The organism is Paenibacillus sp. RC84 (assembly GCF_041260495.1).
Classification (GTDB): domain Bacteria; phylum Bacillota; class Bacilli; order Paenibacillales; family NBRC-103111; genus Paenibacillus_F.
In genome coordinates this window covers 708,166-729,889 of record NZ_JBGBYL010000002.1, presented here as the reverse complement: position 1 = coordinate 729,889, position 21,724 = coordinate 708,166, and the positions used below count along the sequence as shown (strand labels likewise).

The following is a 21,724-nucleotide window of genomic DNA, read 5'->3' as shown; positions in this document are numbered from 1 at the left end:
TACGCATCGTCGCCTTGGTGAGCCGTTACCTCACCAACTAGCTAATGCGCCGCAGGCCCATCCGTAAGCCACAGATTGCTCCGTGTTTCACGATCTCCCCATGCGGAGAAATCGATTATCCGGTCTTAGCTACCGTTTCCGGTAGTTATCCCGATCTTACAGGCAGGTTGCCTACGTGTTACTCACCCGTCCGCCGCTAACTCTCAGAGAAGCAAGCTTCTCATCAAGTCCGCTCGACTTGCATGTATTAGGCACGCCGCCAGCGTTCGTCCTGAGCCAGGATCAAACTCTCCGATAAAGTTGTGCCGGCCAAAAGCCAGCGGTTTATCTCAAGCTGATTAAGCTCAAAAATTCGTTGCTGACGAGAATTTCTTCTCATTAATGTCTCAATTACTTGAGACGCTTCAATCACTCGTTGTTCAGTTTTCAAAGGACAATCTCGTAAGGCCTTGCGACCTTCGTCGTTAGCGCTTGTCTCAGCGACAACTTTTATACTATAACACAGTCGCGCTCAGTTATGCAAGCTTTTTTTGAATTTCTTTTTTCGCGGCGTGTTTCGTTGTTGCCGGCAAGAAGTAACTTTACCAGCATCCGACGTCTTTTGCAACAACCATTTTGTGGAAGCGGAAAAGAGCCTTGTTCCAGACTCTTTTCTCTTAACTCTTTTGCTGGCATATTGTCTAAAATAATGTCCCCAGAAAATGTGCATTCAACAATCAATCTTTGTAATAGGGTCCATAAAACGTTTTTTCCGCATCCAGCAGCAAAATCAGATCCACTTCACATCCCTTAGATAAGAACTTTTACGAGATAGCACCAAAATGAAAAAGGAGCCCGAAGACATCTGTCAGTGGAATAACGGTTTCGCTCGTGTGTCGCAGCGCTTCCATGTTAAAACAAAGTATGAAGAGAGTCCGGAATAAAAGGACGGATTTCATCCACCCGCCCTTCACGTATTTTCCGAGCCCCTGCGGGGTCGGCCAAAAGTGCCCTTCCAACGGCAACCAAATCAAATTCATTGTTGTCCAGCCTCTTCAGAAGCTCATGAATATCTTGGATTCCTACTCCTTTGCCTTCGGTATAGAGACTTACAAATTCATCGTCTCCTACAGAACTAACAGTTATTCTGGGTTTTCCGTTCAGTTTCTTCACCCATAAAGAGTGTTTAATTTTCTTTGCAGAAGGAGATAGGCGTGCACAACTAGAAATTATGAACCGGGTTGTATTTAGTTGGAAATTTTGCAGCAGGTAAAAGAACATGGTGTTTTAAATACTGGAGGGAATTATTTGAAAAAAGCTGGGTTTATCACTTTCTCATTTAGTATGGTATTTGTATTGGTTTTATTTTTGCCTATAAAATCTTCTGCAGAATCCCCTGAAGTTAAGATTGAGGATTCGGCACTTGAAAAAGTCATTAGACATGAACTCAATAAAAATGAAGGCCCATTAACGGTCGGGGACATGGAAAACCTCAAAAAAATAGGTCCTGCGGATTGGCAGGGCATTACGACGCTAAACGGCTTAGAATACGCCATTCCGACATAAGCCCTCTTAAAAATCTTAGCAACTTAAAAGTACTTAACCTATCTGAAAATCAGATACAAAATATTAATCCTATAGATAATCTTGAAAACTTATCCGCCTTTGACGCTTATACGAATCAAATTCAGGATATATCCCCCATGCGCAATTTCAAAAATTTATCTTCTACTAATTTACAAGAAAATCAAATTTCAGATATTTCACCTTTAAGCAATCTGTCCAAACTTGAATTCGTTGGTCTTAAATACAACCGGGTTAAAGACATTAACCCTCTAAAAAGCTTATCGCATTTGACTAGCCTCGAATTGACTGGAAATCCGGTTCAAGATTTAAGTGTCCTTAAACATTTTCCTAAGCTTACTTTGTTAAGTATCGGTTCTCTTCATATTTCCACTATAAGCTTTCTTGAAAATCATCCGGATCTGAAATGGCTGCAGCTTGAAAACAATCAAATAACCGATATAAGCAGCCTTCGGAAACTTGGCAAGCTACAGGATCTTGATCTTTCGAATAATCAGATTTCAGATGTTTCTCCCTTGTCTCATGCGAATAAACTCGAGTTATTGAGGCTCAATCATAATCGGATTTCAGATATTAAGCCCATTGTTCAATTACCAAATTTATGGTTGTTATCGCTTAATGGCAACTCCATATCCGATCCGGAATCTTTGGGGAACTTACCTGAATTACGTTCTCTTTATTTAGGATCAAACGGAATTGCTTCTCTTCAATTTCTAAAGAGCCTGCCTCCACTCGTCTTGCTCTCTCTGGACGGAAACTTAATTAGTGATCTACGTGGAATAGAAGCTCAGAATGGTATCTACCAACTTGATTTAAGTAATAACCAACTTACTGATCTTAGTCCGATTAAATCGCTGAACATGTTAGATGTCTTGTATCTGGATGGCAATGCTCTTTCGGATATATCCGCACTATCTCAATTAACTCCAAGAAAGATTTCATTGGTCAATAATCAAATCCGAGATATATGTCCTCTGGATAATCAAACCGATCTTTGGGAAATTTATTTGGCCAATAACCCATTAAATGAAGGATCCGTCAGCAAACTCAAAGTCAGAGCATTAAATGGAGCGGCTGTATCTTACGGTGAACGGATTTATGTAAGGATCAATGATGAAGTTCAAGATTATACGGAAGACGAATCTCCGCAAAACATATCTGGTTCTATCCATGTTCCTATGAGAAAAATCTTTGAAGCTCTAGGCGCTAATGTATCCTGGGATAGTAACACGGAAACCGTGACGGCTCAAAAATCAGATATCTCTTTACAATTAAAAATCGGCTCGAATAAAGCCATAGTAAACGGCAAAGAAGTATTCTTGGAATCTGCCGTAACGGTCGTTAACGGATCTGCTTTTGTACCTGCAAGAATGGTAAGTGAGACACTTGGAGCAAAAGTAATTTGGGACTCACCTACAAAAACAGTTGATATCAGACAATAGTCTGATCAAGGGACTTACAATGATCGGAATATCCAAGAAACAAAGAAAATACGGATACTTGTTAAGAAAAAACCGAAAGTGTTAGTAGCGCTCACCCTCTCGGTTTTTGTTCATTAGGCAACCCTATAAACCCTTGGATATAGATAGGTATTCAAAAAAAAAAGGCAAGATTAGGATGTTCTTTCACCTAATCTTGCCTTTGTCTCTTATAAAGTAAACGAAACTTCAATCATTCTTACGAACAACGGCTGTATCCGCAGTTCGTACAGTTCTTACAGCCTTCACTGTTCACGAGCGAAGCGGAGCCGCAGGACGGGCACAAGTCAAGCGAAGTCAACCCGGCAGGCGCAGCACCTGCGAGAGGTGCAGCATCGCTAAGTGCATCCGGCGCTTCATGCACGACTTCTTTCGTGGCGGTTACGTAAGCCTCCGCACCCGTTTCGCCGGCCATCGCCTCTTCATGCATCTCAAGCGCTTTGGCGACCGCATCGGCGATGGACTCGACACGGTTGGCGCCGAAGCCGATGGCCCCGGAACCGCCGATGCCTTTGAGATGCTTGATCAGCAGGTTCACTTTGTTCCCGTGATCGCCGTAGCGCAGGAACAAGGAGCAGACGCGGCCGAGCGCTTCCGCCATGGCGAAAACGTCCGAGCCCGCTTTTCCCACGTTGAGGAAAATTTCGCTCGGCGAGCCGTTCATGTCGTTGATTGTAATGTACGCCATACCGAACGGCGTATTGATTTTATAGGTAGCGCCGCGCAGAATTTGCGGACGGCGTTTATATTCTTTATCGAAGACGTTCCCGGAAATCGCATCCGCTTGGACGACCGGTTCCGCCGCAACCGCCACAGACGGTGCTTCTGTCGGAACTTCAGGCGCAGGAACGGCCGCTTCGGCTTTCTTTTCGTCCTTCTTGTCCTTGTCCGTTCCGGTGCTGAGTACCTGTACGTCACGGCTGCCGTCGCGGTAGATGGTCACGCCTTTGCATCCCAGATCGAAGGCAAGCTCATACAGCCGTTCGGTTTCTTCGACCGTGAAATCGGCCGGGCAGTTCGCCGTCTTGGAAATGGAGCTGTCTACCCAGCGCTGGATAGCGGCTTGAGCGCGGATATGATCTTCCGCCGACAGACTCATGGCCGTCACGAAATAATCCGGCAGGTCCTGGTCCTTGTTGGCATCCTTCCATTCCTGCGCAATCGGCACGAATTGCTTGTCGTAACCGAGGCGGCTTTGGCGGAAATATTCAAAGGCGAAATAAGGCTCGATACCGGTGGAAGTTCCCACCATCGTTCCCGTGCTTCCCGTCGGTGCCTGCGTAATGACCGTCACGTTGCGCATACCGTTCTTGCGGACGGATTCCGTCACTTCCGGATAAACCTCGTGCATGTTTTTCATAAAGCCGCTCTGCAGGAATTTCTCGGTGTCGAAGTGCTTGAAAGAACCTTTCTCGCCGGCAATTTCAGAAGAAGCCAAGTAAGCTTCGCGTGCCATGAAACCATAGATTTTATCCAGGAATTCGAGAGATTCCGGGCTTCCGTAACGGATGCGAAGCTTGATCATCAGCTCGGCCAGCCCCATCGTTCCAAGTCCGACACGGCGTTCGCCCTGCTGGTTCTCGCGGTTTTCCTCGAAGTGGTATGGCGTCTTGTCGATGACGTTGTCCAGAAAACGCGTGGAGTAACGGACGGTTTTGCCCAGCTCGTCCCAGGCGACATCGTCATTCTCCTCATCGTAAAACTTGGACAGGTTAACGGCGGACAAGTTGCATACACCCCAAGCCGGAAGCCCCTGCTCTCCGCAAGGATTGGTACAGATGATCGGGTTGAAGTACCAGCTGTTGGACATCTGGTTGTAGTACTCCATAAACACGACGCCCGGCTCCGCGGAGCGCCATGCGGACTCGATGATCGTGTGCCAAACTTCGCGGGCTTTGACCGTGCGGTACACTTTTACGGCTTTTCCGAGCTTTTTCCACTCATTGAGATCGCCGTTCCAAACTTCGTCGTATTCGGGGTCCGTCGTATCCGGGAACACGAGATCCCAATCCAGATCCTCCTTCACCGCTTTCATAAAGCCGTTGCTTACGCAAACGGAGAGGTTCGCGTTCGTAATCTGGCCCATCGTAGATTTAACGGTGATAAAATCAAGCAGATCGGGGTGCCAGTCATTGATCATAAGCATCAGCGCACCGCGACGGCTGCCGCCCTGCTCGATCAAGCCCGTCGTATAGCTGAAGAGGCCTCCCCATGACACGGAACCGCTGGAAGAGCCGTTAACGCCTTTAACGATTGCGCGACGCGGGCGAAGAGACGAAAGATTAATTCCGACCCCGCCCCCGCGGGACATAATTTCCGTCATCTCGGACAAGGTGGCCATAATACCGCCGCGGCTGTCATGCGGAGACGGAATGACATAGCAGTTGAACAGCGTCAGTTCATCGCTGGCATCCGCGCCTGCGGCAATGCGGCCTCCCGGAACAAGCTTCCAGTCGTCCAGAATGTAACGGAATTTTTCCGTCCATTCCTTCTGTTTTTCCGGCGTCGCTTCTACGGAAGCCATTGCCTTGGCCAGGCGGTCCCACAGCTCATCCGGCGTTTTTTCTATATTAAGAGTCAGTCTGTCGATGTTCGACTCGATCGTTTCGCCGCTGCGCAGCTTAACGGTCACATTGCGCCCATCTCGCGCGGTGATTTCCCCGACTTCCTTGGCCGGAAATTTCGGGTCGTCCTTGGTCAGGACAAGCACCACGTCTCCGACTTTCGTATTGTTCGTGTCCGCATCTTTTAACGCATAACGATCCAAAAAGATTTTTTCGCTCAAACCTTCCAAACTTTTCCGCTGCATCGTCTTCAAAACGGCAACACCCTCCCAAATCAATGTACCTGCACCCGGGAACCCGCACCACTGCGCGAAATTCGCGGTATGTACGTAAGCACTATATATAGTGTCCATAAAAGATTATACAACACTAGATGTTGTGTTACGAATAAACTGCGAATGAATTCAACGGGATAACAAAAAGCAGGTGCTTGTTTTCTCACTTTTTCTTCGCCTTGCTCTTTATTTCGTTCGCAAAACATTTATAAAAAACGACAATTTTCGACATTCCGAACCTGTAAAAGAGTAAGAGCCGCAGTGCCCCACGGGTAATTTTTTGTAAAAATCGCTGCAGCCGATTTCCGTGCATACAGACCATCGGCTCATTTGTGTAAGGCATTCTTTCCCCTATATACTATAAACAGATCCGCCCAAAAAAGAAACGGACGTTCGCCAGTTGGGTAATTTTTCGTATTATCCCCTACAACCTTTTTACTTTCAATCGGCTGCGTCCAGACACGCTTGCCAACACAAGCGCTTATTTTGGTAGTAGAAAGATAGCTTAAAGGAGAACTTGCCCGATGATGCTTTTCGGAAATCAACTTGTACCGGACGAAGAAGTCCGCGTTTCTCCCCTTGACCGGGGCTATTATTTCGGGGACGGCGTCTACGAGGTGTTCCGCATTTACGACGGCCGGCTATTTGAAGTAGAGAAACATATGGAACGTTTCAACCGCAGTATGGCTGAAGTCCGGATCGGCCTTCCTTATCCGCTCGAAGAGCTGGAGAATCTGCTGAACCGGCTCACGGAGGCGGCCGGCATCCCCGATGGCCTCGCTTACGTTCAGATCACCCGCGGTGTCGCTCCGCGTTCCCATCCGTTCCCGGATGCGGCGGAGCCGGTCGTGACGGGCTGGTGCTCCCCGTTTTTGCGTCCGCTGAAAGATCTGGAAAACGGGATTTTCGCCATCGTCCGGGAGGATATCCGCTGGCACCGGTGCGATATCAAATCGCTGAACCTGCTCCCGAACGTGCTGCTGAAGCAGGAGGCCCTTGACGGCGGCGCGGGCGAAGTTATTTTCAACCGAGGCGGCGTCATCACCGAAGCCAGCGCGTCCAACGTGATGATCGTCAAAGACGGGATCGTGAAAACTCATCCCGCCGATCATCATATCCTGCGGGGCGTCACCCGCTCGCTCGTTCTCCGGCTCGCGGAAGATCTGGGCATCGCCGTGCGTGAAGAAGCTTTTCGGGCCGAGGAACTCGCCTCGGCCGATGAAGTCTTCATCACCAGCACAGGCTCCGAAGTTATGCCGGTCGTGCTGGTGGACAGCCGGCCTATCGGAGACGGCAAGCCCGGTCCCGTTACCCGGCGGCTCCAGCAGGCCTTCGAGGCGGCGATCCCGGCCGGAAGCCGCTAATCCGGCGGACAGCAAAAAAGGCCTCCAAACCCACTCTAGAGTGGGTTTGGAGGCCTTTTTACCGCGGCAGCGGGGCCGCCGAAGGCGGGAACCGGTATGCGGGGGCCACCCGCATCCGGTACGTGCCCGGCTCCCGCGGCTCGGCTCCGGTTCGCACCCGCACCGGTTAACCCGGCGGTGCGCACGAGCCGTCCCCCGCTGCGCACGTTCGGTATTCCGCACCGTGCGAGGCTCCCAGCGCGCAGTCGCGTGCTCAGCCTCGCATGACGGCGGTCAGCCACACACCCGCATATACGGGAGCAAACCAAGGGGCGGCCGCCATCCTTTCGCTACCGGTGCTGCCTCATCCATTCCGCCGCATAATCGACAAGCGGACGCTGCGGCATCAAGGCCGTGTCAGCCGAGCCTACTTTTCCGCGGATGACTACCGAGTGCCGGGCTTCGAAATCCGCACCCGCCCGGTCGAAATCGTCCGAGTCGATTCCGACATCCGGAAACTCCACCCACTGACGGACCCCGTCTCCATCAAGAACAGGCGCCCCGTTCGCGACTTCCTTCTTCGACGCATACTCCGCCCGGTATTCCGCCAAATGGATGGACGTGTTGGAGCCGTGACCGATGCCTAGCAGCAGCACATGACCGTCCAGCTCGTACAGACGGGCTAGCGGGGAACCCTCCCCGAGCCCGTAAGCGAGGGAATGATCACCGGTCAGTTTCTGCGCCTGCGGTCCGATCGCCGCAAACGAAACCTGGGGGTGGCTGCTCCGCATAACCCCCGGGTAAGTTCTGAATGCTTCCGGCAAGGCTCCCATAAAAAACGTCCGGGTCTCCTCCGCTTTATAGGCCGGCATCGTGCTTCGGATCACGTCCCACCACTCCTGCGGAACGGGCGGATTGCTCCAAGCCGATGGCTCCGACAAGTCGCCACTGTGTGTCGGCATCATCAGCGTGCCCCCGCTTCCCAATGCGTCCCGGAGAGCGGTTATGACCGCCTGTGTGCCCCCGCAAACCCAACCGAGGGAACTTAGAGAGGAATGGACCAAGAGAGTCATCCCTTCCTTCACACCGAGTCTTCTGAGATCCTCCGCAAGGCTTTCCGCCGTATGCGGCCGTTTCCCCGTTCGTTCTATAATCGTGTCGATCGACATGGTACGTTCACCTCACCCCAAAATTACCGCTACCGCTTCAAATTCCATTCGTCGGAACTGTACTTTTCGCGCGCCAGCTTTTCCGCAAGCTCCAGCTCGTACGGAGTCAACACTCCGTCTTCAAGCTCAATACCCATGCCTTCGGCTACACCGGCGCGGAATGCGGTTTCCACGTCTCCGAGTGTCACGGGGGCAAGCCCGGCAGTTCGGAGCAAATCGTTAATCGCGACCGCTTTCTGCACAAAGCTCTGCTTCATCCGCTCGGCAATCCGCTCGTTGGAGAAAAGCAGCAGGCCGAACAACTGCTCGACGTCCAGTTCCAGCAAAATAGAACCGTGCTGAAGCACGACATTCTTCTGCCTAACCTGCGCGCTTCCGGCGACTTTGCGGCCTTCCACGACAAGCTCGTACCACGAAGGGGAATCGAAGCAGGCCGCCGAGCCGAGCGATTCGTATTTCCGCTTCTCTTCTTCGGTTGCCAGGTTCACCATCTCGGCCGCCAGCCCCAGCTTCCGGAATCCGAGCAGCAGCCCTTCGCTTAGGACCCGGTAAGCTTCCGTTACGCTCGTCGGGATTCCCGGATAGCGCTCCGAGACGATGATGCTGTATGTAAGCTCGGCATCGTGCAGAACCGCCCGGCCGCCCGTCGGACGGCGTACGAATCCGAGACCTTGGCCGGCGACTTTGTTCAGATCGATCTCCTTCTGCGCTTTCTGAAAATAACCGATGGAGAGAGCCGCCGGCCCCCAGCCGTAAAAACGGACCGTCGGAGGAACCCTGCCTTCGCTGTGCGCGATGAGAATCGCTTCGTCGATCGCCATGTTCTCAGCCGCCGTCCGGTTGCCTGTATGCATATAACGCCATGTTGTCATGTTCCTCTTCCCTTCTTATCAAGAACGGCAGGCGCGGAAAGCCCGGCCCGCCCGTATCGGTTTTGAGTGCACGTTCATTCCTTTATCATAGCACAGGAGCGCTTCCGATAACATTCGATAGAGCTCCCGGCAAGGATGTCTATGGCGGTACAAGTCGAAGAAGTCCCGGCAATGCGGCTGCGTTATGAAACCTCCTTCTTTGGATCATACTAGTTACAAAGTTGCAGATTGCATACGCCGGACCGCTCATAACGGCAGCAGCAAGCGGATGACGGGCAGACGGGTCGGGATACGGCCCATTTTCGAGAAGGAGGCAGAGCCTAGATGAACAACCAGACAACGGAGCACATCCGCCCGATTCATGAAGGGCTGAGCATGCACACGGATCGGGAATGGTTCCTGGACTGGGAGTCGCGTGTCGTCCGCAACGGCCCCTGGGATAATTGGACCTTGTACCAGCTTGCTTACGAGGCGGAAAAGTCGAGCCTGATCCACTCCTTCGACGAGCTTCTGTGCCTGAAGCACGTGAACGGAATCGAGCCCATGAGCCATCAGATCGATACGGCCAAGAAAGTGCTGTACGACATGCGCGGGCGGGCTATTCTGGCCGACGAAGTCGGACTCGGCAAAACGATCGAAGCCGGACTTATTTTAAAAGAATATATGATCCGCGGACTTGTGCGCAAAGCGCTCATTCTGGTACCCGCTTCGCTTGTCCTGCAGTGGGTCCGGGAGCTGAATCAGAAATTCGGGATCGCGGCAGCCGCCCAGAAAAAATCGTACATGTGGCAGACGTGCGACGTGATTGTCGCTTCCATGGACACCGCCAAGCGGGACCCGCACCGGGAGATCGTGCTCGGTCTGGATTACGACATGCTTATCGTGGACGAAGCCCATAAACTCAAAAACAAAAAAACAACGAATTACCAGTTCGTCGGAGAGCTGCGTAAAAAATACTGCCTGCTGCTTACCGCTACGCCCGTACAGAACGATCTTAAAGAACTGTACAATCTGATTAATCTTCTGAAGCCGGGGCAGCTCGGGGCGCAGACGAATTTTCAAGCCAACTTTGTCATGGCCAAAAGAATCCCGAAAAACGAAGGCATTCTCCAACAGGAGCTTTCCAAAATTATGATCCGCAACCGGCGCGGCGACGGAAATGTCGAGTTCAAGAAACGAATCGTGAAAAATATCACGCTTACGCTTTCACCCGAGGAACAGGCGCTTTACGATGGCGTCACGGATTTTATCCGCAGCCAGTATGAACAAAATCAGAGCCAACCGAGCAATACGCTGGCGCTTGTCACCCTTCAAAGAGAAGTGTGCAGCTCCCGGGACGCCGTTTTTATAACCTTAGTCAACATGTTCAAAAAGACGGAAGAAAACTCTCCGGTCCGGACCAAGATATGGGAGCTGGTCGAGCGAATCCGCAGCATCCAGGCTAACACGAAAGCCGAAACCGTCTTGAATCTGATCCGGGAGATTGATGACAAGGTCATCATATTCACCGAATACCGGGCGTCCCAGGAATATTTGCTGAACTATTTAAGAGAGAACAAAATTACGGCCGTCCCCTATCGCGGGGGAATGAACCGGGGCAAAAAAGATTGGATGATGGACCTTTTCCGTACCCGCGCCCAAGTGCTTGTCGCAACCGAAGCCGGCGGCGAGGGAATCAATCTCCAGTTCTGCCATCATATGATCAATTTCGATTTGCCCTGGAATCCCATGCGGGTGGAGCAGCGGATCGGACGGGTTCACCGGCTGGGCCAGACGGACGACGTAAGAATCTACAATCTCTCTACCCGCAATACGATCGAAGAGCACATTTTGAATCTGCTGCACGAAAAAATAAACATGTTCGAGCTGGTCATCGGCGAACTCGATTCGATTCTGGAACGTCTGGAAAAAAAATCGGCCTCGCTGGAAAGCTCCCTATTTAAAATGATGATGGAATCTCGTTCCGATGAAGACATGCGCCGTCAGATCGACCGGCTCGGGGATTCGCTTACCGGCATCCGGGAGGAGCTTGAACCGGAAAACGAAAGGAAAGCCAAAATCGGTTCCATACTAAGCGCCATCGGGCAGAATGTCGGGGTGAACCATGAATACCGCCCAGGTTGAACGCTTTGTTATGCGGTTTCTGGAAGCGTACAACTGCCGCATTATCGAAAAAACGAAGCACGCCGTCATCGTGAACCTCTCTCCGGAGGCGGATAAAGAACTCACCGGCCGCTCCTACTATTGGAGCTTCGTCGAGCGCACCGGAGTCGAACCCGAAACGATGACCTACCGTTTCGTTTTCGATCCGGAAGGGGACGCGGCAGCCGCGGCGGCGGATCGTCCCGTACCGGCCGGTCCGGGGGCTGCCGCCGGTGCCGTCTCCGCGGCCCCTGGCGCTGCGGGCGGCGGTGGCCAGGCGGCCGGAGGCGGCACTGTTCCCGCGGGCAGCAGCGGGACACTGAGCCCGCAGGGCACGCTCGCGGCATGCGCAGCAGGGCCGGGGGCGCCTGCCGGCACCGTCCCGGGAGGCGCCGCTCCTGCGGCCGGAAGCGGCGGAAGTCCGCCCGAAGCGATCCGCTCCGCGGACAGCATCCTCGGGCGGTACTTCGGCACGGCCCCCGCTCCGCCGGTCGGCCGCGTCCCCCGCGACGAGGTTACCTTCGGCAGCCGCCGCCTGCAGCAGCTCTTCGCGACGGTCTTGAACAACGGCCGGTTTACCCGGCTGTTCGAGGCTCCGCCGCAAGCCGCCAGCAGTTCTCAGCCGGGGCGCTCCGCTCCCCTCACCTACTGCAGTTGGATGAATGTGAACTACAAGGTGGAGTATGCCTGCGATATGAAACGCAGCGAGGTTCATTCCTTGGCCATTCAAATGACCACGGGAGAAATCCGCGAAGAGTTTCATCCCTCCATGCTGACGAGGAAGCTCGCACCGAAACTGCCGGCCAACATTCATCTGCTCGGCGATAATCTGACCCTTTCGAGGGCCGCCTCGATCCTGGAAGATTACCTGGAGCACAAAATCCGCCGCACCGACCACCGCTGGGCGGACCGTGCCAACCAGGTGCTGGCCGAAGAACATCAGCTCGTCCGGTTGTATTACGAAGGCATGCTCGCGGCAGCCGAGCCGGAAGCCCGCGAAGAACTGGAGATCCGCTATGCGGCCCGGCAGGCGGAAGTAGACTGGCAATACCGGCCGAGAGTGCATGTATCCGTCATCAATTGCGGATTATTTCATTTAAGGGCGGACGAAAGGTGAAGATGCGACGAAAGTCGCTAAAAGTTCCTATGGTCCCGCCTACACGTTTTAACAAACTTTTTGCAAGGATTCCCTTACACTAGATTTATAGAATGAACGGCAGGCAGGTGAACAAATGAACCGCACAGCTGTATGGACGGCAGCGCTACTGGCGCTCGTTGTCTGGCTCGCTGCCGGGCCCCCTTCGTTCTCGCAGGGTGAACAACTCTTCTCTCCAAAAGCTCAAGTGTCCCTTCCCGGCTCGGCAACACGCATGAAGCAGGAAGCCGGACGAGCGTCATTGGATAAAAGGTACACGATCCTTCCCGGAATCAGACCAGCCGAGGTTCTGGCGGATTTTACGGCAAATGAACCGTCAGATGCTCCCGGAGCGTCCAACACCGGTACCGTACTGAACGAACACATCGTACGTTGGATCGACAGTCTTGCCGGACGGAAAGGTTTCGAAGGTTGGAACCGCGCCAAGTGGACGGTCGCTCCTCTCGGTCCGGGTACCCACGGCTGGATCGTCCTGCTGACGGATAACGGCCGCGAGACAGGCTATCTGATCGTGTCCGCCGCCGAAAACGGTACTCTGCAGCTCATCGAATACGGAACAGGCGAACATCCCCTGTTCAGCACCCGCACGCTGTACCGCACCTTGGTGCAGCACGCCATCATTCCTGCATCCATGTCCTATCAAGCTTGGCTGGACTCCGCGGAAACAAGGCTGCGCCGTCTTTATACGGATGCCTTCCATGCGGTTTGGACCGTTCCCGCCGGGAACAATCGTATCCTCGTCGATGCCAAAACCGGCGAAATCCGGACCTTTCAAAATTATTCGCCCGCAAGTGATTCAAGTTTGCTCGGGCTGCATGGCGCAGCCTTTGAACATACACCCGGAACGCCGCTTGAGGTCATGCCGTCCGATCCTTATGAAGAGATAGCCTGGCTGACCCGAAACGCGCTCCCTATCCGTTCTTATGAAGAATTGACGCCCTACCTTGCGGCCGGCAAGTCCTTGACTTTCGTCTGTGAATGTTTCGGGGGCAGACTTACGCTGCCGCTTCCCGTAACCGGCGCTCTGCGCTGGACCGGCGGTGCCGCTTTTATCGCCTTCGAGCAGGAAGGCAGACGCTTTGTTCTCCTGGACGAAGCGGTTTCGCTCGGACAGTTTTACCCGACTGACGGTATCTCCTCCTCTTTCCCATAGAAAAGCTTCCCCGGGTCCCGGAACGGTTTACCGTTTCCGCCGTGAACCCGAGGAAGCTTCTTTTTTTGACCAATCGCTTCAATTTCGGCCTTGCGAGTTAAACATTCAGTTTTTGCTCCGGCGCCTTACGGCCTTTATGATCATGGAGATGGACAGGGGGATCATCCCGAACCAGTGGACCGACCAGCTTTCTCTGGTTTCTTTGTGCCTGACGCGCGCTTCCTTTCGTACTTGCCTTGGGGTTTCTATATAGTGAACCACTTGTTCCGTTATATATTTCACGAGTTCTTCTCCGCCTTTTGCCATTTGTCAGCCCTTCCTTTCCGCATTAAGAGTGCGCTCTGCTTTAACTCTTAGTATTTCCCCGACTGCCTTTGCGTAAAACCGGCCATTCGCACATTCCCGGTCATGACTCTTTCCAATCGTTCCTTCCCCTCCTATAATGAAAAGTGGAGCGTAAAATCACAGTCCGGTTGGTAGTCCGGATGCATGCTGCAGATTTAAGCCTGATTAAGTCTGTTAACATGTCGTAGCCTTCCCCCTCGGGATGTCCGGCGTTCTGTTTACTTAAACGGAGGGGAAAAAACATGAAATTAACGGTTTTTTACGACGGGCAGTACTGGATTGGAATTGCGGAGGACGAAAGAAGCGGCAGCCTGCATGCAGCCAGGCACCTATTCGGAACGGAGCCCCTTGACGGGGAAGTGCTGGACTTTGTTCTGCACGATCTGCTCCGCTTGCTTGAAAGTGTCGGCAAAGGCGTTCGTGCCGCTCCCGTAACTGATCGGAAAATCAATCCGAAGCGGCTTGCACGGCTGGCTTCCAGGGAGCTAGCGCAAAAGGGCCCTTCCACGATGGCCCAGGCAGCCATCCGAGCGGATCTCGAGTACCGCAAAAAAGTGCGGACAACGTTATCCAGGGAAGAACGCGAGGCAGACGCGGCCCGCAAGCGCGAGATTGCCCGTCAGAAAGCCAAAGACAAACACCGCGGCCGCTGAAATGGCGCACAAAAAAACCGGCTGACGCTTCAGGGCGTCAGCCGGTTTTTTGATCATCCTGTAATTCGAGGCTGCATCAATCGCGGCTGATGCCGACAATCGAAGCGATAAAACGCAGAATATACAGGAAAAGGTTAATAAAGTCGAGATACAAATTCATTGCGGCGAGCGGCACTTCTTCCGCTGCCACGCCTTCGCGATATTGAGCGACATCATAGAGCACCCAGCCGCTGAAGATCAGAATGCCGCCAACGGACAAGAGCAGATTCAGCGTCGAACCGAAGTTGACGAACAAAGATAGCACGCCCATCAGCACGAGGCCGATCGTTGCCGCGAACAGGAAGCCTCCCAGGAAACTGAAGTCCTTCTCGGAACGGGCCGCGTACCAGGCAAGTCCCCCGAATATAACGGCTGTGGCCAGAAATGCCCCGGACACGAGATTGGCACCGATTATCGAACCGTACGACATAATAACCGGGTACATGGTTACGCCCGAGATAGCCGTAAAGGCGTACAGGAACCCGTAGCCGATGTTTTTGCCGCGCATCCGGACTACAATGGCCGCCACGATCATCACGAGCTCAACGACAATAAACAGCGGGATGATCGACGGCGGTACGATCATGGCACCCACCAGCATGCCTACGAACGAGATCAGCAGAGAAAGCGCAAATGTCCGCAAGATGTGAGAAAGCGATCCTTGGTGGGAATACGTCATCGTTCTTTCCAAATTACAACACACTCCTTTTTAAATACTACCCATTTTCCACTTATTTATAAATGATTATACGAAAAAGGCCAGGCATTCGTTTCATTTTTAAAGAAGGATTTTTTAATAAAAAACAAAAAAGCCACCTGCTCCGGTTGACCGGTAGCCAGTGGCTTTCCTGTATTGCTGATGCGGTCGAGAGGACTCGAACCTCCACGGCTGTTACACCACTAGAACCTGAATCTAGCGCGTCTGCCAATTCCGCCACGACCGCGTGCTTTGTAAGAACGAGATTAAATATATCATGCGGCAAAACGTTTGTCAAACATATTTCTAATCTTTTTTTGAGACGCGCCATCTCCATACATATACCCAAAATAATACAAGGGAAAGCCGTAACGGCTTCCCCTTGCCTTATCTGGACTGGACGCGTTTCTAATCCTTTACCGGTTCCGGGACCGGAATTCCTTTGTGAAGCAGTTTTTGACCGTATGACGAGCGGAAGAATAGGCGTTCCAGTATCGTAACGATACCGCTGCCCGCCCAGTAAAGGACAAGAGCCGCCGGGGAGCGCCACATCACCGTTAATGAAACGCCCATGATGACAAGGGGCATTCCCGCCCTGAGCAGCGCCGGCTGCGACGCCGCCGGATCGGGAACGAGGCTGATCAGCATTCCCAGCCATCCTATAATGCCGTACAACACAGGCAGCGCGTGCGCCGGATCGGGAACGCCCAGTGACGGCATCCATGGGATTAGCATAGAGGTCATCTGAGCGCCGTGCAGAGAAAAATACGGATAAAGGCTCATAAAAATCGGCATCTGGATCAATCCCACCGCAAACGCGAGTCCAGGTTTGATGCCATAGCGGGAATACAGCCGGAGCATCTCCTCGCCCAGCTTGCCGGACTGGTTCGCATACTGCTCCCGGAGCTGCCGGATGGCCGGCTGCATACGAATCTGTCTCACTTGCTGCCGGGCACTAAGCAGATTTACCCGGAATAGCAGGCTGCGCACAAGCAGGGCAAGCAGCAGGATGGCCAGCCCCCAATCATTCGTAAAGGCGGCTAATACGTTCAGAATACGGTCCAGCGAAGAGATAAAGGGTTGTAAAAGTGACATAAAGGATTCCTCCCGTTTTTTGATAGCGGCAATACCGACAATAATCTGTACCGCGTTAAACGGGAGGAATCCGGTTCGTCGGAATGATGATCGCTCCTGACGGGAACTTTCCGCCGGATTCTGAAAATGCCGAACCCGATGTGCCGGATAAGAACCGGCGAATTCCTTTTGTCGGATGTGACAGTGGGAACGGGAAATTCCTCGGCTTTGAGAGGGATCAGCGAAATCCATTCGCCCAGCCACCAGCACGTAAAACCGAGCGCCAAAAATAGCACCGGTATGTCCAAACTCCACTCGATGGCAATTCCCCCTCTCCTTCATGATGATACGACTGGGGTGTTCAACGGTTTCAGAAAACTCCGGGCGGATTCACTGTAAGGCGTTCAAGCTTACTCCATGCTTATTCCAACGTTTTCTCTATCATGATCGTACAAAAAGAAACAGCGCCATCCTATAGGAAGGAGGCGCTGCACTGTTATTAAGAGGCGTACCACACAAACCGCCACACCGAGGGTTGATGTGTACTGTGAAGGATCTACAGGTCACCACCGTTATAAGAAACCGGGCCATGCGCTGGCAGCTGTGTACACCGGTGTCTCACCTTACGGGAGCGCCAGAGCCTTCTTGTAAGCCAGGCCGGACTGCATGGCGGCTTCATAAACGGACCGGCCGATCATATGGCCGAGGTAAGTGGCCGTTCCGGCGTAGCGGTGGAGCCGACCTCTCTGCGTGGAGGCGATCAGCACGGCGTCCGTCGTCGTGCCCGTCGCCCCGCTTCCGTCGTCCAACGCTACGCCGAGGTCCTGCAATGCCGCCGCCTTCGCCTCGGTGGCGGTAATGACGGCGTTGACCATGGCTTCATCGGTCAACTCGCCCTCCACGGCCACGATAATATTAATCGTGCCGGGAAAAAGCGCCGAAGCCGGAAGCCCGCGTCCGGCACGCGCTTTGTTGGAATAGCCGACGGTGACCCAGGCACTGACGGCTATTCCCGTGTCCGCCGCGGAAGCGGCAGTGGCAGTGGGTTCCGCCGTGCCGATGCCGTTCACGGGATTCGCCGAATCCCTGTCTGCTGCTGCGGAGAGGCTTGCTTTCTCCGTCCCTCGAGTGTCCAGTCTTCCGTCAAATGCTTCGAAAAAGCTTTGCGCTTCCCGATCGGCTTCGGAGGAAACATCCAACTTACTGTCAGACGTATCGAGAAAGTTTCGCGAAGCTTGGTCGTCGGCTCCTACCGGCACGGGGACGGGAACGTCCAGTCGAAGATGACTTTCGCCAAGGCCGCTCATATGTACGGAGGTCAGCAGGCAGGCCGTTTCCTCCCTGTTCAGACCTGCCGCCTCCAGGAACCCGTTCATTTCCGTCACCGGATCTCCGCAGGCATACGTTTTGTCTACCTTCCGGTTGATGATCGTCCGGTGATAACCGAAACCGCCGCCCCACGGCGCGGAGCTTAACGTCCTCAAAGGCGACGGTGCTTCCAGCAGCAGATAGCTCCCTACCGCGCCTTCTTTCACGGCTGCGGTAATTAATGCAGCCGGGCGGCTTACCGTCTGAATGAGCGTTTCTTGAGTGTTCAACGGATCAGGCCTCCTCGCCCTCGCTAGTTTCCCTTGGCAGCGTATACTCAGCGGGACGGCTCTCCGTATACGGCTGATAAACGTACTTTCTGTCCAGCTGCACCAGCTTCCGGCTGCGTTTACGAATAGCGACGGACGACTCGTTCCAAGCCACCACGTAGCCTCTTATATCGTTGCGCGGATCCGCATCCCTGACGATTCTAAGCAGGGTGCCGTCAATCCGGTATTGGTCTAACTGCTCGTCGCTGATCATGACAAGCCCTCCTTTTGCTCCAAAACATTTCCTGGGCAATTGTATCTATCGGTTTTTCGGCCCGCTTGCCTGCAAGGCATAACCGGCATCCCTACTAGCATACACAAAACACGGCGGCAAGCCAAGAGAGCCCGAAGTGCGGACGGAATACGCTGATTCATTTTTTTCGGGCACCGGGTAATAAAATCTGTGGACTGCGGGAGTTTTAGAAGCCGGCTAGTTGGGCAATCCTTTTAAGAGGAAAGGGTAAAACCTGCGGTCAGGCTTATACGAAGGGAGCGAAGAGCGATGGACGGCAAAAAAACATATTACGTCAGCGTAGGTTCCAAAGAAATCGTCGACGAAGCGGATGAAATCAACTTTGATTTTGAAATCAAGGCAACGGATGAGGAAATCGACAAGTTGGCCGAACTTTTCGAGGTGATGGACGAATCGGACGAGGCAACGCATTTCCGGGCTCTCCTGCCTTTTAAGGAATATCACAAGGACAAAGAAAACGACGCCTACGACTATGATCTCAAGCAGATTTACCAGACGCTTTACAATCTGGGGACGGAAGAGACCCGCAAGCATATCGAAGAAATGAATGTGCTGAATTAAAAAAAGACCTGCCGGGAAGCCCGGCAGGTCTTGCTTATGAGGAACACATCAGCCGACGTGTTCTTTGGAATCCGTATTTTCAAACCAGCAATCCAACACTTTGCTCGACATAACGCGTTTCTTGATATAATCGACCTGCTGAACCGTAAACTGGGACTCCCATGGAACGGAAAGTTCCGTGAAGAATTTGACCACCGTAAGAAGTTCAGACCATGCCACGTATCGTTTATACCAGAAAAATTGAGGGTGTTCAATCATATACGGGTACAAATCATCAAACTCGGTGTGTTTGCAGTCTAGGGCGCGTTCGAAATGGTTCTTCGCTTCGGACAGCTTCTCCAGCAAATATTCGGCTGGAATTTGCTCATTTCCCATAGCGATCCCTCCTCTCCAGATACCTTCCTCTATTATATCGAATTTACCCCGTCCAGGAAAGTATTGAAGCAGAATGAAAATGTTTTCATAAAATAACGGTTAATCGGCGAACACGATGTGTCCTTGTTCGAGAGACGTTATCGTCACGAGGGACTCCGTACGGATTCCCTGCTCCCGGATCGCGCGGCCTCCGGCTTGAAACGCCTTCTCTACGGCGATCCCGACGCCGACCAGTTCGGCTCCCGCGCGTTCGACAATCCGGATCAGCCCTCTGGCCGCATCGCCGTTGGCAATAATGTCGTCTATGATTAAAATCCGGTCGTTTGCGGTTATATATTGGGAAGAAACCATAATATCCGTCACGATTCCTTTGGTGAAGGACGGTACACGTTCACAATACGTATCCTCGCCCATGGTCACCGACTTTTTACGTCTCGCGAAAATAAACGGGACGCCCAGCTCGCTTGCTACGGCAAAAGAGAGCGGGATTCCGGATGATTCGACAGTCAGCACTTTGGTAGGTGAGCTTTCTACAAAACGCCGGGCGAATTCCCTGCCCATTTCCTTAATCAATGCAGGGTCAACTTGATGATTCAAGATGGCATCCAATTTAACGACTTGGTCGGAAACGACGCTTCCGGCTTCTAAGATACGTTGTTTCAACAGTTCCATAGCTTCTCCTCCACCTTTGAATATGTGTTAACGTACCACAAGCCAAACATAGGTTTCAAGTCCCATTTTGCGCCTTAGGCCCTTTCTCCCGGAACTTTTCGGCCCTTTTACGAGTCTGTATAAATAACAGGCATTTAATGCCGCCCTCCTTGCCGGCGGCAAAGCAAGAAAAGACGGCTTAAGCCGTGCACGGCAGATGACGGAGCCGTTTGAACGAACGCCAGTCTCTAATTTCACCCCATCCAGGCTAATATGAAATTTGAACGAATCGTCCCCAGGGCTTATGATAAGGAATGTCGCTTCGCGTCCGAAACCGGAGCGGCAGAAGAAAGGAACGATTGCAATGAAGAACAAACTCCGCAGAGCAGCGATGATCGGTCTTCTGATCTCCGTTCTGCCGGCGGCGGCAGGCTGTGAAGCTGTACATACGTTTTGGGGGAAAGAAACTGCCGGTCCCTCCGCAAATCAGGCAGAGCCTAACGGAAACGCGCAGCCTTCGCCTTCCGGTGCAGCCGGGCAGACACCGGCTCCCGATCGTTCGGCCGCCGTTTCTTCCAACGAAAATACGGAAGGGCCGGTCAAGGCCAAGCCCGTAGTGACTCCGGAGAACACATACCGGGTCAACAATCCGGCCTTGATGGGCGTCACGCTGGGCACGCCTAAAGACGAGGTGCTGAATCTCTTCGGAAAAGCGAAGAACGTGTTCGTCATGGACGAGGATCCCCAGTCCGTCACGGTCTACGAATACGGGTCTTTCACCGTCGGCTTCAACGTGTTCGACCGCCTCGAATTCGTCCAGATCCAATCGGCCGATATCGATCCGGGCCTTGGCGGGCTGCGTCTCGGACAAACCGCCGACGATGCCGCGGACGTTCTGGGCAAGCCGAACAACCGTACGGATTACGTGCTGACCTACAAAGCCCAGAATACCGTATTGAAGCTGGACCTTGATCCCGACAATCACACGATCCAATCCATCAAATTGTTCCCGGCCAGCTAAACGCCGGTATACGGACAGTTAAAAACCCGCAGCCCTAAGGCTTGCGGGTTTTTAACTGTTCTTTTTTCTTTTTCTGCGGACTAGATAGAAAATAAGAAAACCGACTGCGGCTGCGACGGCGAGCCACATGATGCAGATACCGAGGTAAGTGTGGAAACCGTGCAGAACCGCCTCAAAATTGGCCCCGATAAAATGTCCGAGCGAAAGAAACGTACAGCACCACAGCAGAGCGCCCGATCCGGCAAAAAGCAGATAGCGCCAAAGGGAAATCCCGCTGACTCCGGCCAGATAACAGGTGAAATGTCTGAGTCCCGGAACGAAATACCCGAAAAAGACAGCCCACATGCCGTATTTCTGAAACCACAGCTCCGTGCGGGTGATGCGCTCCTGTTTGATGCGGACCCACTTTCCTATTTTGTACAGGAAGGGCTTGCCGAGCCGAAGTCCGACCGTGTAGGAAATCAGCATCCCCGTCATCGTTCCCAGATAGGAGACGATAAGCGAATGCGTAAAATTCAACGGACCGGTGTCCATCGTAAGCGAGCCGACAAACGTCATCAGCGTCTCATCGGGGATCGGCAGGCCGACAATGCCGGCGGCAAGCAAAGCGTAAAGAGCCGTATACCCGTAATTGGAAATCAGCTCAAATATCGTTTCTTTCACTACATAACACTCCTAACGGGGTTGTTCCTGCGCGTTTCTT

At 52.9% G+C, this 21,724-nt stretch carries 20 protein-coding genes, 1 tRNA gene, 1 rRNA gene and 1 pseudogene; 9 read left to right on the top strand and 14 right to left on the bottom strand.

Annotation, left to right across the window (positions count from 1 at the left end; genetic code table 11):
• Together ABH899_RS07150 and ABH899_RS07145 are read right to left on the bottom strand one after the other, a co-directional pair.
• Window positions 1-298 (bottom strand): 16S ribosomal RNA (locus ABH899_RS07150); the annotation flags it as partial.
• 593 nt (window positions 299-891) lie between these two features.
• Window positions 892-1,155 (bottom strand): annotated as a pseudogene (locus tag ABH899_RS07145) (12-oxophytodienoate reductase); the annotation flags it as partial.
• A gap of 75 nt (window positions 1,156-1,230) precedes the next feature.
• Between ABH899_RS07145 and ABH899_RS07140 the strand changes: the two are divergent.
• Entirely contained in the window at window positions 1,231-1,545 is a 315-nt protein-coding gene (locus tag ABH899_RS07140; protein ID WP_369995118.1) for a hypothetical protein, read from the top strand.
• Between the two features lie 137 nt (window positions 1,546-1,682).
• Complete coding sequence (locus ABH899_RS07130; RefSeq protein WP_369995161.1) at window positions 1,683-3,005, top strand: leucine-rich repeat domain-containing protein; 1,323 nt, start codon at window positions 1,683-1,685, stop codon at window positions 3,003-3,005.
• 235 nt (window positions 3,006-3,240) lie between these two features.
• Here the strand turns inward: ABH899_RS07130 and ABH899_RS07125 are convergent, their stop codons facing one another.
• Complete coding sequence (locus tag ABH899_RS07125; RefSeq protein ID WP_369995117.1) at window positions 3,241-5,859, bottom strand: adenosylcobalamin-dependent ribonucleoside-diphosphate reductase; 2,619 nt, start codon at window positions 5,857-5,859, stop codon at window positions 3,241-3,243.
• Window positions 5,860-6,404: 545 nt separating this feature from the next.
• Here ABH899_RS07125 and dat point away from each other — a divergent pair.
• On the top strand, window positions 6,405-7,244 hold the full coding sequence (dat, locus tag ABH899_RS07120; protein ID WP_369995114.1) for a D-amino-acid transaminase: 840 nt from the start codon (window positions 6,405-6,407) through the stop codon (window positions 7,242-7,244).
• Window positions 7,245-7,573: 329 nt separating this feature from the next.
• On the opposite strand, the gene ABH899_RS07115 is transcribed toward dat, so the two are convergent.
• Together ABH899_RS07115 and ABH899_RS07110 are read right to left on the bottom strand one after the other, a co-directional pair.
• Window positions 7,574-8,392 (bottom strand): AAC(3) family N-acetyltransferase, encoded by an 819-nt coding sequence (locus ABH899_RS07115; protein WP_369995113.1) that lies wholly within the window; start codon window positions 8,390-8,392, stop codon window positions 7,574-7,576.
• A 29-nt stretch (window positions 8,393-8,421) separates the two neighbouring features.
• Entirely contained in the window at window positions 8,422-9,264 is an 843-nt protein-coding gene (locus ABH899_RS07110) for a lipoate--protein ligase family protein (RefSeq protein WP_369995110.1), read from the bottom strand.
• Window positions 9,265-9,588: 324 nt separating this feature from the next.
• On the opposite strand from ABH899_RS07110, the gene ABH899_RS07105 reads away from it, so the two are divergent.
• The 3 genes from ABH899_RS07105 (at window position 9,589) to ABH899_RS07095 (ending at window position 13,715) form a co-directional block, all read left to right on the top strand.
• Window positions 9,589-11,388 carry a DEAD/DEAH box helicase gene (locus tag ABH899_RS07105; RefSeq protein ID WP_369995108.1) on the top strand — a complete coding sequence of 600 codons (1,800 nt, stop codon included), beginning with the start codon at window positions 9,589-9,591 and terminating at the stop codon, window positions 11,386-11,388.
• Complete coding sequence (locus ABH899_RS07100) at window positions 11,369-12,523, top strand: YqhG family protein (protein WP_369995107.1); 1,155 nt, start codon at window positions 11,369-11,371, stop codon at window positions 12,521-12,523. The genes ABH899_RS07105 and ABH899_RS07100 overlap by 20 nt, the downstream gene beginning before the upstream one ends.
• A 115-nt stretch (window positions 12,524-12,638) precedes the next feature.
• Window positions 12,639-13,715: a hypothetical protein gene (locus ABH899_RS07095; protein WP_369995104.1), complete on the top strand. Its 1,077-nt coding sequence runs from the start codon at window positions 12,639-12,641 to the stop codon at window positions 13,713-13,715.
• 105 nt (window positions 13,716-13,820) lie between these two features.
• Here ABH899_RS07095 and ABH899_RS07090 read toward each other — a convergent pair whose 3' ends face one another.
• Complete coding sequence (locus ABH899_RS07090) at window positions 13,821-14,021, bottom strand: YqzE family protein (RefSeq protein WP_009674750.1); 201 nt, start codon at window positions 14,019-14,021, stop codon at window positions 13,821-13,823.
• 281 nt (window positions 14,022-14,302) lie between these two features.
• On the opposite strand from ABH899_RS07090, the gene ABH899_RS07085 reads away from it, so the two are divergent.
• Complete coding sequence (locus ABH899_RS07085) at window positions 14,303-14,713, top strand: YjdF family protein (protein ID WP_369995101.1); 411 nt, start codon at window positions 14,303-14,305, stop codon at window positions 14,711-14,713.
• Between the two features lie 76 nt (window positions 14,714-14,789).
• Here ABH899_RS07085 and ABH899_RS07080 read toward each other — a convergent pair whose 3' ends face one another.
• The 5 genes from ABH899_RS07080 to ABH899_RS07060 form a co-directional block, all read right to left on the bottom strand.
• Complete coding sequence (locus ABH899_RS07080) at window positions 14,790-15,443, bottom strand: Bax inhibitor-1/YccA family protein (protein WP_009674792.1); 654 nt, start codon at window positions 15,441-15,443, stop codon at window positions 14,790-14,792.
• 169 nt (window positions 15,444-15,612) lie between these two features.
• Window positions 15,613-15,696, bottom strand: a tRNA-Leu gene (locus tag ABH899_RS07075).
• A gap of 161 nt (window positions 15,697-15,857) precedes the next feature.
• Window positions 15,858-16,544, bottom strand: coding sequence for a YidC/Oxa1 family membrane protein insertase (locus tag ABH899_RS07070; protein ID WP_369995100.1), 687 nt, complete (start codon window positions 16,542-16,544; stop codon window positions 15,858-15,860).
• 602 nt (window positions 16,545-17,146) lie between these two features.
• Window positions 17,147-18,121, bottom strand: a complete 975-nt coding sequence (locus ABH899_RS07065; RefSeq protein WP_369995098.1) for an adenosylcobinamide amidohydrolase — start codon at window positions 18,119-18,121, stop codon at window positions 17,147-17,149.
• 4 nt (window positions 18,122-18,125) lie between these two features.
• On the bottom strand, window positions 18,126-18,374 hold the full coding sequence (locus ABH899_RS07060; protein WP_369995097.1) for a hypothetical protein: 249 nt from the start codon (window positions 18,372-18,374) through the stop codon (window positions 18,126-18,128).
• A 288-nt stretch (window positions 18,375-18,662) separates the two neighbouring features.
• Between ABH899_RS07060 and ABH899_RS07055 the strand changes: the two genes are divergently transcribed.
• A complete protein-coding gene (locus ABH899_RS07055) occupies window positions 18,663-18,974 on the top strand; it encodes a hypothetical protein (protein ID WP_369995095.1) in 312 nt (103 codons plus the stop codon).
• Window positions 18,975-19,022: 48 nt separating this feature from the next.
• Here ABH899_RS07055 and ABH899_RS07050 read toward each other — a convergent pair whose 3' ends face one another.
• The gene (locus ABH899_RS07050; RefSeq protein ID WP_009674785.1) at window positions 19,023-19,349 is read right to left on the bottom strand and encodes a hypothetical protein; all 327 of its coding nucleotides are present in this window, start codon (window positions 19,347-19,349) and stop codon (window positions 19,023-19,025) included.
• Between the two features lie 99 nt (window positions 19,350-19,448).
• Window positions 19,449-20,021, bottom strand: coding sequence for a xanthine phosphoribosyltransferase (locus tag ABH899_RS07045; RefSeq protein ID WP_009674748.1), 573 nt, complete (start codon window positions 20,019-20,021; stop codon window positions 19,449-19,451).
• Window positions 20,022-20,364: 343 nt separating this feature from the next.
• Here ABH899_RS07045 and ABH899_RS07040 point away from each other — a divergent pair, with 343 nt between their 5' ends.
• Complete coding sequence (locus ABH899_RS07040) at window positions 20,365-21,021, top strand: hypothetical protein (RefSeq protein WP_369995094.1); 657 nt, start codon at window positions 20,365-20,367, stop codon at window positions 21,019-21,021.
• 51 nt (window positions 21,022-21,072) lie between these two features.
• Here ABH899_RS07040 and ABH899_RS07035 read toward each other — a convergent pair whose 3' ends face one another.
• Entirely contained in the window at window positions 21,073-21,684 is a 612-nt protein-coding gene (locus ABH899_RS07035; RefSeq protein WP_369995093.1) for a DedA family protein, read from the bottom strand.
• Window positions 21,685-21,724: the final 40 nt, after the last annotated feature.

Bases quoted from the DNA above. Each gene is read 5' to 3' on its own strand.
- ABH899_RS07130 (WP_369995161.1), top strand. From the start codon at position 1,683: ATGCGCAATTTCAAAAATTTATCTTCTACTAATTTACAAGAAAATCAA.
- dat (WP_369995114.1), top strand. From the start codon at position 6,405: ATGATGCTTTTCGGAAATCAACTTGTACCGGACGAAGAAGTCCGCGTT.
- ABH899_RS07115 (WP_369995113.1), bottom strand. From the start codon at position 8,392: ATGTCGATCGACACGATTATAGAACGAACGGGGAAACGGCCGCATACG.
- ABH899_RS07110 (WP_369995110.1), bottom strand. From the start codon at position 9,264: ATGACAACATGGCGTTATATGCATACAGGCAACCGGACGGCGGCTGAG.
- ABH899_RS07105 (WP_369995108.1), top strand. From the start codon at position 9,589: ATGAACAACCAGACAACGGAGCACATCCGCCCGATTCATGAAGGGCTG.
- ABH899_RS07100 (WP_369995107.1), top strand. From the start codon at position 11,369: ATGAATACCGCCCAGGTTGAACGCTTTGTTATGCGGTTTCTGGAAGCG.
- ABH899_RS07095 (WP_369995104.1), top strand. From the start codon at position 12,639: ATGAACCGCACAGCTGTATGGACGGCAGCGCTACTGGCGCTCGTTGTC.
- ABH899_RS07090 (WP_009674750.1), bottom strand. From the start codon at position 14,021: ATGGCAAAAGGCGGAGAAGAACTCGTGAAATATATAACGGAACAAGTG.
- ABH899_RS07085 (WP_369995101.1), top strand. From the start codon at position 14,303: ATGAAATTAACGGTTTTTTACGACGGGCAGTACTGGATTGGAATTGCG.
- ABH899_RS07070 (WP_369995100.1), bottom strand. From the start codon at position 16,544: ATGTCACTTTTACAACCCTTTATCTCTTCGCTGGACCGTATTCTGAAC.
- ABH899_RS07060 (WP_369995097.1), bottom strand. From the start codon at position 18,374: ATGATCAGCGACGAGCAGTTAGACCAATACCGGATTGACGGCACCCTG.
- ABH899_RS07055 (WP_369995095.1), top strand. From the start codon at position 18,663: ATGGACGGCAAAAAAACATATTACGTCAGCGTAGGTTCCAAAGAAATC.
- ABH899_RS07050 (WP_009674785.1), bottom strand. From the start codon at position 19,349: ATGGGAAATGAGCAAATTCCAGCCGAATATTTGCTGGAGAAGCTGTCC.
- ABH899_RS07045 (WP_009674748.1), bottom strand. From the start codon at position 20,021: ATGGAACTGTTGAAACAACGTATCTTAGAAGCCGGAAGCGTCGTTTCC.
- ABH899_RS07040 (WP_369995094.1), top strand. From the start codon at position 20,365: ATGAAGAACAAACTCCGCAGAGCAGCGATGATCGGTCTTCTGATCTCC.